This window comes from Staphylococcus hsinchuensis, from assembly GCF_038789205.1.
Taxonomy (GTDB): domain Bacteria; phylum Bacillota; class Bacilli; order Staphylococcales; family Staphylococcaceae; genus Staphylococcus; species Staphylococcus hsinchuensis.
The window spans coordinates 810,325-825,425 of record NZ_CP128355.1 but is presented as its reverse complement, the minus strand read 5'-3'; the positions used below and the strand labels follow the sequence as shown (position 1 = coordinate 825,425).

The 15,101-nt window shown below is 36.0% G+C and carries 14 protein-coding genes; all 14 read right to left on the bottom strand.

Annotated elements, in window-relative coordinates; all coding sequences use genetic code 11:
- Position 1: 1 nt before the first annotated feature.
- Positions 2–1,285: a tRNA lysidine(34) synthetase TilS gene (gene tilS / locus QQM35_RS04050; RefSeq protein ID WP_342610521.1), complete on the bottom strand. Its 1,284-nt coding sequence runs from the start codon at positions 1,283–1,285 to the stop codon at positions 2–4.
- A gap of 192 nt (positions 1,286–1,477) precedes the next feature.
- Positions 1,478–1,876, bottom strand: coding sequence for a S1 domain-containing RNA-binding protein (locus tag QQM35_RS04045; RefSeq protein ID WP_251521016.1), 399 nt, complete (start codon positions 1,874–1,876; stop codon positions 1,478–1,480).
- 100 nt (positions 1,877–1,976) lie between these two features.
- Positions 1,977–2,375 (bottom strand): FtsB family cell division protein, encoded by a 399-nt coding sequence (locus tag QQM35_RS04040; protein WP_251943468.1) that lies wholly within the window; start codon positions 2,373–2,375, stop codon positions 1,977–1,979.
- A 20-nt stretch (positions 2,376–2,395) separates the two neighbouring features.
- The gene (locus QQM35_RS04035; protein WP_251521022.1) at positions 2,396–2,659 is read right to left on the bottom strand and encodes an RNA-binding S4 domain-containing protein; all 264 of its coding nucleotides are present in this window, start codon (positions 2,657–2,659) and stop codon (positions 2,396–2,398) included.
- Positions 2,650–3,849 carry a MazG nucleotide pyrophosphohydrolase domain-containing protein gene (locus QQM35_RS04030; protein WP_251521026.1) on the bottom strand — a complete coding sequence of 400 codons (1,200 nt, stop codon included), beginning with the start codon at positions 3,847–3,849 and terminating at the stop codon, positions 2,650–2,652. The genes QQM35_RS04035 and QQM35_RS04030 overlap by 10 nt, the downstream gene beginning before the upstream one ends.
- Positions 3,849–5,387, bottom strand: a complete 1,539-nt coding sequence (locus QQM35_RS04025; protein WP_251943472.1) for a polysaccharide biosynthesis protein — start codon at positions 5,385–5,387, stop codon at positions 3,849–3,851. Before QQM35_RS04025 ends, QQM35_RS04030 begins: the two co-directional genes overlap by 1 nt.
- Entirely contained in the window at positions 5,377–8,889 is a 3,513-nt protein-coding gene (gene mfd, locus QQM35_RS04020) for a transcription-repair coupling factor (protein WP_342610520.1), read from the bottom strand. Before mfd ends, QQM35_RS04025 begins: the two co-directional genes overlap by 11 nt.
- A complete protein-coding gene (pth, locus tag QQM35_RS04015; protein ID WP_342610518.1) occupies positions 8,886–9,458 on the bottom strand; it encodes an aminoacyl-tRNA hydrolase in 573 nt (190 codons plus the stop codon). Before pth ends, mfd begins: the two co-directional genes overlap by 4 nt.
- 251 nt (positions 9,459–9,709) lie before the next feature.
- Positions 9,710–10,372 (bottom strand): 50S ribosomal protein L25/general stress protein Ctc, encoded by a 663-nt coding sequence (locus QQM35_RS04010; RefSeq protein ID WP_251521038.1) that lies wholly within the window; start codon positions 10,370–10,372, stop codon positions 9,710–9,712.
- A gap of 129 nt (positions 10,373–10,501) precedes the next feature.
- On the bottom strand, positions 10,502–11,467 hold the full coding sequence (locus QQM35_RS04005; protein ID WP_342610517.1) for a ribose-phosphate diphosphokinase: 966 nt from the start codon (positions 11,465–11,467) through the stop codon (positions 10,502–10,504).
- A 50-nt stretch (positions 11,468–11,517) separates the two neighbouring features.
- Positions 11,518–12,873 carry a bifunctional UDP-N-acetylglucosamine diphosphorylase/glucosamine-1-phosphate N-acetyltransferase GlmU gene (glmU, locus tag QQM35_RS04000; protein ID WP_251943476.1) on the bottom strand — a complete coding sequence of 452 codons (1,356 nt, stop codon included), beginning with the start codon at positions 12,871–12,873 and terminating at the stop codon, positions 11,518–11,520.
- Between the two features lie 605 nt (positions 12,874–13,478).
- Entirely contained in the window at positions 13,479–13,808 is a 330-nt protein-coding gene (gene spoVG / locus QQM35_RS03995) for a septation regulator SpoVG (protein WP_342610516.1), read from the bottom strand.
- A 68-nt stretch (positions 13,809–13,876) separates the two neighbouring features.
- On the bottom strand, positions 13,877–14,251 hold the full coding sequence (locus QQM35_RS03990; RefSeq protein ID WP_251521073.1) for a RidA family protein: 375 nt from the start codon (positions 14,249–14,251) through the stop codon (positions 13,877–13,879).
- Between the two features lie 18 nt (positions 14,252–14,269).
- Positions 14,270–15,094 carry a pur operon repressor gene (gene purR / locus QQM35_RS03985; RefSeq protein WP_251521076.1) on the bottom strand — a complete coding sequence of 275 codons (825 nt, stop codon included), beginning with the start codon at positions 15,092–15,094 and terminating at the stop codon, positions 14,270–14,272.
- Positions 15,095–15,101: the final 7 nt, after the last annotated feature.

Sequence of the window (15,101 nt, the reverse complement as noted above, 5' to 3'; positions counted from 1 at the left end):
TTTATTCCTCTCCCATTTTTAATATTTTTATATGTTGATTAAATTGCTGTGATAAAAATAAGATGCCTACTGCTAATATTTCATCGTTCGAACCTACGACTATCGGCATTTCATCACGCTCTTGTTGCACAATCTTCTCATCAATCAATAACCTGCTTACTTTCTTATGACCATGCGCACCGTTCAGTTGAAATTTATCACCATTGTTTCTCGTACGGATTGTAATGGGAAATTGTTGTTTCGAAATTGTATGATTAACTACAATTTGGTACGCACCAAAAATGTATGTACCTGGCTGATTGACGCTTATAGGATTAAGTTTCGTTACATCATTTGCCATTATGGCCAATTTATCATAAGCAACTTGAATAATCCATTTATCTGTAGTGTGTAATGTGCATTGAGCGATATTGGACGAAATTTGTTCGAACCATGCTTTATATGTTTTTTCGGGAATTGCATCACCCAATTGAAACTCCCGTAAAATTTCATCTAACACTGTCATTTTAACGGAATGTGATAATTCTACAAAATCTTTTCTTGAAATTTTAATATTTTTACCGTTGAAGTCAACTTCATTTTTAATAAACTGGTGTGCTTCGTTTTTTAACTTTTCACGTTGTTCATCATGCCAGTCTTTCAGTTTTAACAAATGATGTCTCGACAAATGGTCATTAGACTCAATCTCAGGTAAGATGCGATTACGAATATCATTTCTTACGTATTGATTATCTAAATTAGATTGATCTTCGAAATATGTAATTTTATGTGCGGATTGATATTGTCGAATTTCAGATTTTGTAGTGTTTAATAAAGGTCGGCACAATTGATAACCTGACCGAGAACTTATATACGACATACCTAAACTACTGCGTGTAGAACGGCCTGTGAACAATCTATAAAATATCGTCTCAATTTGATCATCTAAGTGATGTGCAGTAATTAAAACGTCGGCTTCAAGTTTCTGCATCATCTTATCAAACCATTGGTAACGTGATGTTCTTGCTTGATTCTCGATGCTAATTCCTTGTTGCACCACTTCAGATAAATCTAAATCATGTGTATAAAGGGGGATGTGATGCTGGTCACAGTATTGTTCAATAAATAAAGCTTCTTTCTCAGATTGTGGTCGAAGATGATGATTGACGTGTAAACAAGTGAGCGATGCATACGTGTCTTTTAATTCAGTTTGTAGACAATGGAGTAATGTCATACTATCTATTCCTGTAGAAACCGCGAGCACAAGATGCTGGTGATGATTCCAACCTGTACTATTTACTTGCAATCATGACACCTCCTAAAGATTGTATGAAAAACGCTATCGAACTAGCAATAACCACAAAAAAAGAGACTGTTTCAACAAAAGCAAACAGTCTGCGGTTGCGACATATAGCCTCGTCTTAAAATCTATCTTGAGTTATACCTCAACAATACAGTTATTTCCTTTGAAACAGCCTATTATTTAACTAAGTTATAATTAACGTCTCGCACCTTTACCGCCGCGTCTTGATTCAGTTTGGCGTTTGATAGAAGTAAGTTTATCTTCACTATCTTTCAAGAAATTTGTTAGTTTCTTTTCAAAATCTTCACCTTTTGGTTGAGCTTGTTTTTGGTGTGATTTGTTTTGTGGTCTACGTGGTCGATCTTTTGCCTTTTTAATTGATAAGCTGATTTTCCCATCTTCTGCAATTGAAAGTACTTTTACTTCAACTTCATCACCAACAGACAAGTGATCTTCTACGTTTTCTACGTAATTATCGGCAACCTCACTTATGTGAACTAAGCCACTTTTCCCTTCAGGAAGTTCGACGAATGCGCCAAACTTTTTAATTCCAGTGACCTTACCTTTAAGTTTGTTTCCTACTTCGATTGACATATTGTAAATAAATCCTCCCGATTCGTTTCGATTTTAACCTTATTATATGCCTGTTTTGACAATTTAACAATGGTATATTGCTTCAAAAAATTAAATTTTCTTATTTATCGTCTTTGGACGCTTTCTTTTCAGATTGTGATTTTTCGCCTGGTAATTTAAATACGACTTCGCCATCTTTACTTAAATAATACTCATCACGCGCCACTTTTTCTACGTAACTTTTGTCGTTCAAATTATTTAATTTTTCTTTTAAGGCAAGTTCTTCATTTTGTTGTTTCTCGTATTTATGCTCTTTTTGTTGACGTTCTACCGAGGCTTGTTCGTTACTTTGTTTCTGTGTGACAAGCATACAGCATAATATTATGATTATTGCGAGTAAGATACCACCAAACACAGTGATACGCCGGCGTACAACCCGTTTTCTCGTCTGCATTTTTTGCTTTTTCTTATTTTCATCTGACGTATACGTATTGCCGATATTTTCTATTTTTTTACTCACTTGCTTGTCACCTCCTTTAATTAATTTTCTGATACCTTTTCTTCTTTGATTAGTTCGTACATACCTTTTGCATTTTCTTTTGTAGCATGTTCACTTAAACCAGTGACTTTAATCGTAATAACCTTTTGTCCAAAGCGGATCACTAACTCGTCCGATTCTTGAACGTCGGTTCCTGCTTTGGCTACGTTACCATTCACTGTAATGCGACCTTGATCGCTGATTTCTTTTGCCAATGTACGACGTTTTACTAATCTAGATACTTTAAGATATTTATCTAGTCGCATGTTTCATGACCTCCTCGTTCTAATTTGCGCTTCAATTCTGTTTCGTTTAAGGGCATATTTTTTGTTTCATCATACAACTTCAAGAAATGCTCTGCAAATACTTTCTCAAACTTCACACGCTCTACCTTTCCTTCTTTAGCTTTAGCTGTCGACCAAATATTTTCCAAGTCTTCCATGTTCTGCGCATCAGCTTCTCCGAAAATGTGAGGATGACGTCGTATCATTTTATCTGAAAAGCTATGGATGATTTCGTTGATATCAAAATAGCCTTCTTTTTTACCGATACTTGCATGTAATAAAACTTGTAGTAGCACATCACCTAGTTCTTCAATCATATGCCAATCATCTTCGTTATCAATAGCTTCAAATAGTTCAAATGTCTCTTCTAACAAATAACGTTTCAATGATTCATGTGTCTGTACTTTATCCCACGGACATCCGGTCTCGTCATCAACTAAGCGATCCATAATAGAGGCAGCATAATAAAAATCACTGTAGTAATCTTTTTCTGATTGCGCTTTAGGGACAAAGACACTTGTAAGATTGTTAAATACACTATCATCACGATCTAACTCATATAAAGGGAGTTGTATCAATTGACTACCACTGTGGTGTGCACCACTTACAATGTAGACCTCATGTTCGTCATTAAATCTTTCCATGAGTGTAACCTTTAAATCTCCAGCAACTAAATGACTATATACTTGGGTGATTAATGTATGATTTCGAATGTTGATTTGGTCTTCATGAATATTGGTCGCATCTAACAGTGCAAACCCATCATTCGGATCTACCTTTACCGCTTCAAACACATCATCTATGAAACTTTTCCCACCTAGTACTTTAACTTCAACATCACTATGTTGCTTAGCATATAATTCTAATTTAGTCGTGGTAGTTTCAGCAACACGCGGATGTCCAGGTACTGTGTAGATAACGTCTTCTTTATGGGCAGCTTCAATTAATTGCGTCACAATATTTTCATATACTGCTTCAAAATCCTCATGTGCTTCATATACTTCATCAAAACTTTGAAACTTCAGGCCTTCTGACTGCAATGATTCAACAACCGGATGATCTAAAGTTCTTGTATACAGATGCGTATGTTGTGTTAAAAATTTATAAATACCTAGAGGTAAATCATCCAGGCTATGATTTCCTAATCCTACAATTGTAATTTGGTGTGGCATTATTGTCTCCCTTTCTTCAACTCATAAAGCTTGTCACCGAGTGGTAAGTGTTTTAATTCGTCATTTTTTAATAGAGATAATTTTACGATAGCAAACACGACTACGAGTACGCCAACAATGGCAGCGATTAGCAATTCAATTAAACCACCTAAACGCCCCGTAGCTGGAATAATAAATAACATAACTTGAACAGCTATTGTTAACAAGGCCATGATACCTATCAGTTTAGCGACAAATAGAGCAATATCTTGGAATTGATAGATTTTCACTACTGAAACATGTAATATCGTTACGAAAATCACTAAAGATAAGACGGTACTCATACTGCCACCTAGCATCTCGATATATGGAATGAGAGCGACGTTTAAGATTGTTTTAGCTATGATACTGATGGCCAAGGCGATAAAAATAGGACGAATACGTTCGCGCACTTGGAGTAATGCAATATCTAACATAATTAATGATACACAAATTACCGTCAACATATAAACTGATAACGTAACTGTTAAACTATCATGCTTGAAGAACACAGCGTTCATCACCGGTAGTAGGTTGATTAAACCGATGCCTGCAGCGACACTAAATGTCACTGTAATCTTTAAAGAAGTATTCGCATAGTGATTGGCTAGATGCGATTCGCCTGATTTAATTGCTTCCGTTAATAAAGGAATCAATACAAAACAAAATGTGGTAGTTACTATAAGCCCCATTTGAATAAAGGAAGCACCTCTATCATATACGCCTTTCTGTGCCATAGCTTGATGTAAATCTAACCCTGAAAACTTTAGCGCATGTATTACTGTAAAACTATCCACAACTTGCCATAAAATGACTATCAACTGACTGACTGCAAAAATCACGACGGCTAATAAAAATTTACGCCCTTCAATTGATGTTTGTTTAGAATACATAGTTATCTTGAAAGGCTTTCGCAACATAAGAAATAATGTTGAAGCCAGAAAGCCAATCGCAGAACCTGTAATGGCCACCGTGCCTGCCGTATAAACAGTCCAATGTTGCGACATGAAGCCTATTATTGCGCCCATAATGATAGCTACGCGAACGAATTGTTCTATAACCTGGGAAATAGCTGGGGTATTCATGGCATGCTGAGACTGATAATACCCTCGATACACACCGAGCAACCCGACGAGTAAGAAACTGAAACTCGCTGCACGTAACATCGGAGTCAACTGAATATCTCCCATTAACATCGCAATCCACTTAGCAGCCAAGAGTACAATGATAAAGAAACAAACTCCGACTAGCTGTAATCTCACAACAAGTTTCGAATAACGGTCATGTTGTGTGTCCGATGCAAATGTCTGGGTTACCGCACTTGGTATGGCATTCATCGATAGAATCACTCCAAGTGCCACAATTGGGTAGATTTGTTGGTAGGCATATAGCCCCGCATCACCTAATATGTTTTGATAAGGAACCCGGTATAATGCACTCAAAACTTTGACTATAACGAGTGCTATGGTTAAAACAATAACCCCATTGAATGCGGGCGTTTCTTGTGATTTAGACTTCATCAGCTATAACCATGCTTTCTTCTAAACTTTTCGCAAGGAATTTCAAGTTATCTAACCATTTGCCTGACTTATTTAACGTCACTTTCATTTTACCATCTTGGACCCCAACTTTCATTGATCGAACAAGGGGTTGTGTTTGTTTAAATAACGCTTCACCGTTAACTTCTTGAGTACCTTTTTCTGATAGGTAAATTTCGATTTGTTTACCTTTGTCTTTTATCAATGTCACTCCTGCATGTAATGCGTGAACTTTCACTTCCATCATATCGAGTAAACGTTCAACTTCAGGAGGATATTCATTAAAGCGATCAATAAGTTCGTCTTTGATATCCATCAACTGGTCAAGCGATTCAATCTTACGCAGTTTCTTGTAAATTTCTATCTTCGCTTGTTCATTTTGAATATATTGAGCTGGTAGATAAGCATCGATATTCAGCTCTATTTCCACTTCAAGTGCATCGTCTTGTTCTGGTGTAATACCTCGTTTTTCGTTTACTGCTTCTTCAAGCATTTGAGAGTATAAATCGAAGCCGACTGAATCAATAAATCCGTGTTGTTGTTTACCTAATAGATTACCTGCACCTCGAATATTTAAATCTCGCATCGCAATCTTAAAGCCTGAACCAAGTTCTGTGAATTCTTTGATTGCTTGTAAACGTTCTTCTGCAGTTTCTGTTAGCACTTTATTCATTGGATGTAAGAAATATGCATAACCGATACGACTCGAACGTCCTACACGACCTCTTAGTTGATATAGCTGACTTAGTCCAAAGCGGTCGGCATTTTCAATAATAAGTGTATTTGCATTTGGTACATCCACGCCTGTTTCGATAATCGTAGTCGTCACTAAAATATCAAATTCATGGTTGATAAACCCAAGCATTGTTTCCTCTAAATCTCGTTCAGTCATTTGACCGTGAGCTACTGCGATGCTAGCATCAGGCATCAACATTTGTAACTGTTCACGTTTCTCATATATTGATTGAACTTGATTGTATAGATAGAACACTTGACCATCTCGTGATAATTCTCTTTCTAATGATTCTTTGATAAAGTTGCTATTTTGTTCTAGTACGTAAGTTTGCACCGGGAATCTATTTTCTGGAGGTGTTTCAATTACTGATAAATCTCGTACACCTAGCATACTCATATGCAACGTACGTGGTATCGGTGTGGCTGTAAGTGTTAAGACATCTACGTTAGTCTTTAATGCTTTAATACGTTCTTTGTGACGGACGCCAAAGCGTTGTTCTTCGTCTACAATTAACAAGCCTAGATCTTTATATTTAATGTCTTTACCTAATAATTTATGTGTACCTACGATGATATCTACTTCGCCAGATTTTAATCGTTCTTTCGTTTCTTTGACCTCTTTCGGTGTCTTAAATCGACTGATTAATTGCACATCAATAGGAAAGTCTTGCATACGTTCTATTAAAGTTTCGTAATGTTGTTGCGCTAAAATCGTCGTCGGTACTAGAAACGCTACTTGTTTTCCTTCCATTACTGCTTTAAATGCAGCTCTTACCGCAACTTCAGTCTTACCGTAACCCACGTCACCACATAATAAGCGGTCCATCGGTTTTTGTTGTTCCATGTCACCTTTAATTTCTAAGATTGATTTATCTTGGTCTGGAGTGAGTTCATATGGGAAATCCAGCTCAAAGTCATTTTGCTCAGCTGTGTCTGGTCCGTATTTATAACCAACTGACATTTCACGTTCTTTATATAATGCAATAAGTTCGTCAGCGATATCTTCAACACTTTGTTGTACTTTCGCTTTTGTCTTCTTCCATTCACTACCGCCTAGCTTATTCAGCCTAGGTGATTTATCTTCTGAGGCTACATATTTTTGAACTTGATCCATTTGATCTACAGGTACAAATAATTGGTCTGTACCTTTATACTGCAACTTAATGTAATCTTTATGTACGCCACCAACTTCTAACGTTTCTACACCTAAATAGCGTCCGACACCATGATGTACGTGAACGACATAATCTCCAACCTTAAGGTCTTGATAAGACTTGATTTTTTCTGCGTTCGTTAACGTTTTTTGACGTTTTGGTTTTTTCTTCTGCTTAGATTTAAAAAGTTCTCGTTCAGTCACGACTACTAGTTGCATATAAGGGAGTTCAAAACCTTCAGATAAACTACCTTCCACGATAATAGCACTACCTTCAGGGTTTTGATCCCCAACTGTATCAACGAATGTCGGTATGTGCATTTCATTCAACATTGATTGGATTCGTTCTTTCTTGAGTTCTGTCTCCGCTAGTACAACAACTGTATAATCATTTTGTACGAAGCGCTGGAATTCTGAGCGCATAATATCATATTGGCCATAAAATTGTTGAACCGGCTTACATGAAAATTTAATTATTTCATCTAATTGGACGGACATCGTAGCTGTAAAGAGTGTGAAATACGTTACAGGACGGTCTTTTATTAATGTTTCGAAACCATCATATTGTAAAAAACTTTGCCCAATAAAGCCTTTACCACTTTCAATTAGGTTTTGGATAAATTCATCTACTTCTGTAGTTAAAGTTGATTCTGTTTCTTTAACTCTGTTATATTCATCCACCGCAATAATCGCATCATCGTTAAAATAATCCATGATTGTAGCAGGTTGATCATACATAAAAACAATTAAACGACGTAACACTTGGTGGTCAAACATATCTGATTCAAACAGTTGGAAGCTTTCATACGTTTCTTTTAAATCATTACGTACTGATTTATCAATTTTCGGACGTGTCGTCTCATACGCTTCTTTTAAATACTTTTTAGTGCGTGCTATCACTTCATCCGTAATAATATAATCGATTGCAGTTGTTATATTAACTTGTTCAATATTTTGTTCTGAACGTTGTGTCTCAACATCGAATTGACGAATAGAATCCACTTCTGTATCAAATAGTTCAATTCTAACTGGATCTCCGATGAGAGGGTATATATCTATAATCCCCCCGCGTAATGAGAATTCTCCGATATGAGAGACTACGCTTTCTCTTCGATAGCCCATACTTACTAACTTATTTAATAATTCGTCAACGTCAATATCATCTCCAAGTGATAAAGTGAGTTGATGTGATTTCCAAATATCTACAGGGGTTAACCATTTCTTGAACCCGTTTAACGGTACGATAAACAACCCTCTCATTCCTTGAGCCAGTGCAGTTAAAGTACGTACACGTTCGCTCATAAATTGAGGGCTTTGTGTGGAAAATTCTTCCGTCATTATGTCTTGCATTGGATATTTATAAATTTGATCGTTGTCTACGTATTGTTGAATGTCGCTTTCTAATTTGTCGGCTTGATACATATTATTTGTAACAACTAATAATTGCTCTGAACTGTTTAAATACTTTTCAGAAAGTATTGTTGCTTTCGCCGAAGAAGATAAGCCACTTACCAATACGTTCTTATGGCCGAATACTTGATCTAGTTCTTGATAACGATTATCTTCGTTTATTAATTCTGTAATTATTGATTTCAATTGACTTCACCATTATATTCATTCATCACACGATCAAATCTAGAACTTTCGATATAAGCCTCGACCGCGCGGACTGAATGTTCTTTTACTTTATCCATTGTTTTCATTTCTTCTTTCGAAAATTTCTGCAATACATAATCGGCTATAGACATACCATTAGATGGACGATCAACGCCTATTCTTATACGTTTAAAGCGATCAGTGCCTAATACTTGGATGATGGATTTCATGCCATTGTGACCGCCTGCACTACCTTTCTGTCTTAAACGAATTTCACCTTGTGGTAAATCAAGATCATCATATAACACAATTAAATCTTCCACATCTATATCATAATATTTCATAAGTGGGCCTACAGCCTCACCTGATAAATTCATCATTGTAAGTGGTTCAATAAACATAACTTTTTCATTACCGATACGTTCTATTGTATACGCACCTTTGAATTTTTGTTTATCTAATGTAAAACGGTGTTGGTCTAACATATAATCGATAACTTCAAATCCGATATTATGTCTCGTTTGTTCGAAACGTTTACCTACGTTACCTAGGCCTACGATACATTTCATTATGTAACCTCCAATTGTTGTTATCTATATTAAAAATTGTACTGAAATTAATCTGTACAAACGATTTATATCAATCACTATAATAACATAAAAAAGCACCTGCTTAACGTATTAAGCAGAGTGCTTTTATTAAATAGTATATCCTTATCAATACGACTACTATTTTAATCATATTAGGCCAAAATGCTCATATGTTTCTTTGGCGTAGATGAGCATTTTAACAGTTATCAAAACTTCCTAATATCTCTAAATTATTCTTCGTTTTCTTTATCTTCGTTGTCGTCTTCTTTGTCTTCACCAACAACTTCAGGTTCTTCAGTTTCTGATTCGCCTTCCATTGCTTCTACTTCTTCTTCTGAAGGTTCGTCAGTTGGTGGTACAACCGTTACTACTGAGTCAGTAGGTTCGTTTTCGATAGTGTAGTCACCATCTGCTTTAAGATCTTCAACAGAAATACTATCGTTGATTTCTAATTCGCTGATATCAACTTCGATTGATTCAGGGATGTGATCTGGTGTAGCTGTGATTTCTAAGTCGAATAATGGTTGTTCAACAACGCCGCCTTCTTTAGCACCTACAGCTTCACCTACTAAGTGTACTGGTACTTCTACAGTACGTTCTTCAGTCATATTGATTGCTAAGAAGTCAATATGAGTGATTTGGTTTTTAAGTGGGTCGAATTGGTAATCAGATACCATTACTTTGATGTTTTTTGAACCTACGCCTAGTTCGATAACACCATTACGACCTACTTCACGGATTACTTTGATAAATTCTACTTCGTCAACTTTAACTGAAGTATTTTTAGTACCGTAACCATAAACTACAGCAGGTACTTTACCAATGTTTCTTAACGCTTTTAATTCTGAGCGTGTTTGTTTACCTTGACGAATAATTGACTTTAATGAAGCCATATTCATTTCCACCTTTCATATTTGCTCTCAAATAAGAGCCCCTCACTTGCCCATCAACATATTGTTGCTTGCAAGTGTTTATTTGTCCGTAAAATCACGAACGAAACCATTATACACAGGTGTAACGGATTAGTCAAATAACACACTAACTGATTCACGTTCATATACACGGATAATAGCTTGTGAGATTAAGCCTGCTACTGATAATTCTTTAGTGTTTTCCGGCTTGCGATCTTCGTCTAATTGAATTGAATTTGTTACTACTAATTCTTTGATAGCTGAATTTTCGATACGTTCTTTAGCTGGACCTGAAAGTACTGGGTGAGTACAACAAGCATATACATCTTTTGCGCCTTTGTCTTTCAATGCTTGAGCCGCTAAAGTAATCGTACCCGCAGTATCGATAATATCATCAATGATAATTGCCGTTCTGCCTTGAATTTCACCAATGATGTTCATTACTTCTGCAACATTTGGTTTAGGTCTACGTTTATCGATTATAGCGATTGGTGTTTTAAGAATGTCGGCTAATTTACGTGCTCTAGTAACCCCACCATGGTCTGGTGATACAACCACACATTCCTCAGGGTCGATATCTGTACCATTTTGGAAATATTCAGCTAAGATAGGTACTCCCATTAAATGGTCGATTGGAATATCGAAGAAACCTTGGATTTGTGGTGCGTGTAAATCTAATGCAATCATGCGATCCGCGCCAGCTTTTTCAAAAAGGTTAGCTACTAATTTAGCTGTGATAGGTTCACGGCTGCGTGCTTTTCTATCTTGACGCGCATAACCATAATAAGGCACTACAATGTTAATGTTTGCAGCTGATGCACGTTTACAAGCATCAATCATGATTAATAATTCCATTAAATGGACATTTACAGGATTAGATGTTGGTTGGATGATAAACACATCACAACCACGGATACTTTCTTCTATATTTATTTGAATTTCACCATCACTAAAGCGCTTAACTGAACATTTACCTAATTCAATTCCTACATGGTCTGCTACTTCTTGGGCTAACGGTTCATTACCTTTCAAAGAAAATATTTTCAAAGCAGAATTCTTATACTCATTGTTTAACATTTATAGTCCTCCAATTAATTCATTCAATTCATTCTATTAATATTTACAAGCTATTTATCAAAATATCCTTTTTTCGTCGTCTGTCTATTACGTGCGATTGCAAAGCTATTGTGTGGTACGTCATCGGTGATGGTTGATCCTGCAGCTGTAAATGATCCATCGCCTAAATTTACAGGGGCAACAAGGTTTGAATTACAACCTATAAATGAGTCACTACCGATTACAGTCTTGAATTTGTTCTTACCATCATAGTTTACTGTTATTGAACCACAGCCGATGTTTGTTCGCTCGCCAATTTCAGCATCGCCGATATAACTTAAATGAGGAACCTTAGCACCTGCTTTAATTTCTGATTTTTTAATTTCTACAAAGTTACCAACTTTAACTTTATGTCCTAAGTTCGCACCTGGGCGTAATTGAGCAAATGGTCCAATCTTCACATCATCATCAACAACTGCTTCATTAATCATAGATTGTTTAATAATGACATTATTGCCAATGCGACTATTCGTAATTTCTGTATATTGACCAACTTCGACTTCACTACCAATTTGTGTGTCACCTGCAAGTTTCACACCTGGTTCTATCGTTGTATCTTCACCTATCGTAACGTCAACATCGATGTAAGTCGATGCAGGATCAACGATTGTAACACCATTTCTCATATGTGATTCATTGATTCTCTGTCTAAACACGCGTGCTGCTTCACTTAGCATTACACGGTCATTTACACCCATAATTTCTTCAAAATCATTTGTATGGTGTATTTCTACAATTCCCTGTTCCTCTAAAATTAATGATAGCACTTCTGGTAAATAGTACTCATTTTGCGCATTATCGTTGCTCACATGTTGAAGTTTTTCAAATAATACTTGGTTATCAAATGCAAAAATACCTGAGCTTATTTCACTAATTTGTTGTTCTTCTACAGTAGCATCTTTCTGTTCTACTATTTTTACTAATCGATCATTCGCATCACGCACGATGCGTCCGTAACCCTTTGGATCTGGAGCAGTAGCAGAAAGTACTGTTGCTTGTGCTTCTTTCTCTTCATGGTGATCAACTAATGATTTCAACGTTTCTGGCGTAATAAGCGGCGTATCACCACAAACCACTAATGTCGTCCCTTGTTGATCCTCTAAATGTTCGCTTGCCATATTAACAGCATGCGCTGTACCTAGTTGTTGTTCTTGAAAGCTATAAAGTGACATGTCTCCTAAAGTTTCTTTGACACTTTCTGCGCCATGCCCAACGATTGTTACAAGTTGTCCAACACCTGATTCACTTACGCTTTTAACCACGTGTTCAATCATGGACTTACCTGCAACTTCATGTAGTACTTTGTATTTCTTTGATTTCATACGCGTACCCTTACCCGCTGCGAGTACTATTGCATGTCTTTGCATGTATGCTAACCCTCCATTAAAATATACACTTCTATATTATTATAATTTAACGCAACTGCCACTTTCAAGGCTGAAAGGCTTATTATTAATTAATGTAAACATATTGTTATGATTTATTTAATTTCAAAATCACAGAATTGTCATCATTCATTCAAAAATATTTATTAGGTAACAATAGAAGTAATCTAGATAAAATGTTGTATTTTAGCCATTAGTAATACTCATATTTTAAAAATTAAATCTATATAGCGTAACTTTGTCTTAATGTAAATTTTGTAAATCATTCAAATTGTCACCTTTACAAAAAATTAAACATTTCAATTATTACAATGTTTTACTAGAATAATGAATTGCTATTTTATAATTTCTTGCATACTCTATTAAACCGTAAAAAAGAGTCTGAGACAAAAATAGGTGTCTCAGACTCGTTATCAATTTGGCAGTAGATGTCTGAATTGAAAATGCGCTTAGAACAAGCTTTTTTCAATCCTAGTCATCCTCGCCAGGGTGGGACTACGAAATCTCTATTAGAAAATTCGATTTCTGTCCCTCTCCCAAATATATATCAGTTGTGTTTACACACAGTATTTTATTTTAACTATTAATTAAGCTTCTTCTTCTGAATCTTGTTCAGTTGTTTCTGATTCTTCAGATGATTGCGCGTTTTTATCTGGACTCACTTCATCCGTTTCGTCATAAACTTTCATGACTGCATCTTGAATTTCTTGTCTCATTTCTGAGTTGATTGGATGTGCGATATCGCGGAATTCACCATCTGGTGTGCGTTTACTTGGCATAGCCACAAATAAACCTGTGTTGCCTTCAATCACGCGTAAATCATGTACAACGAATGATTCGTCTAAAGTTATTGACACAAGAGCTTTCATTCTGCCATCTGTTTGTATTTTTCTAAGTCTTACATCTGTCACTTTCATGTAGTGAGCCCCCCTAGTATCTATCTCTTTGTTAGAAGCTTAACAAGTTTATTAAAAATTATAAATCCTTACTTGACTTGTGCTATGAGTTCTATCTTCACCTTAACATCTTTAGGTAATCTAGCGACCTCAACGCAACTTCTCGCTGGTTGATTGTCAGTGAAATATTCACCATAAACTTCATTGATATCTTTAAATTCATTCATATCATTTATGAAAATCGTTGATTTAACAACTGAATTTAAATCTGCACCAGCTTCATCAAGTACAACTTTTAAATTTTCAAGCACTTGTTTAGTCTGTTCTCTTACATCATCACTGACAATCTCACCATCTGTATTTAATGGAATTTGTCCTGATGTAAATACTAGACCATTAACTTCAGTTGCATGTGAATAAGGCCCTAATGCTTCAGGCGCCTTTGTTGTATTTATAACGTTCATGCTGTCGTATCGCTCCTTTTATGAAAATTTAGTTAAACTGTTGCCTTTTTCCACTTTAAATTCCTGATTGTATTCATCTACATCAGATAATCTAACTAAGGAAGTATAATCTTCAATTAATCTTTGCTTTACTTCTTTTGATTCTACTAATACAGATACCCCTTTTACCTGCGCTTTAAACTCATTCATTAAATTCATCACACCGTTGATTGAGCCTCCCGCACGCATGAAATCGTCGACTACAAGCACATTAGAGTGTTCAGGTAACGTACGTTTTGAAAGTACCATTGTCTCAATTTTACGGGAAGAACCAGAGACATAATTGATGGAAACTGTTGAACCTTCAGTAACTTTATTATCTTTACGAATTACTACAACAGGTAAGTTCAATACATTCGCTACTGCGTTTGCTAAAGAAATCCCTTTCGTCGCAATGGTTACAATTGCGTCTAACTCTTCATCCATATATAAAGTAGCAATCAACTTACCGACACGGTTCAATAGCGTTGGATTTCCCATTATATCTGATAAAAACAAATAGCCACCAGGAAGTAAACGATCTCTCTCTTGCAGATGTTCAATAATATCGTCAATTACTTCACTGGCTTCAGCTTTACTCATTTGCGGTTTGTAAGTGACACCACCACTTGCGCCGGCAGTCGTTATCACTGTACCGAGTTGTTCTTTCTGGAATGTAGTCTTAATTATTTGTACATCCTCACTTATGGACGATTTCGCTTGTTTAAACTTTTGCACAAAGAATGTAAGTGGTATCAATTTATTCGGATTATTCATTAAATGCTGTGTCATGAAAACAATTCGTTCACTTCTTTTATAACGCATCTTATCC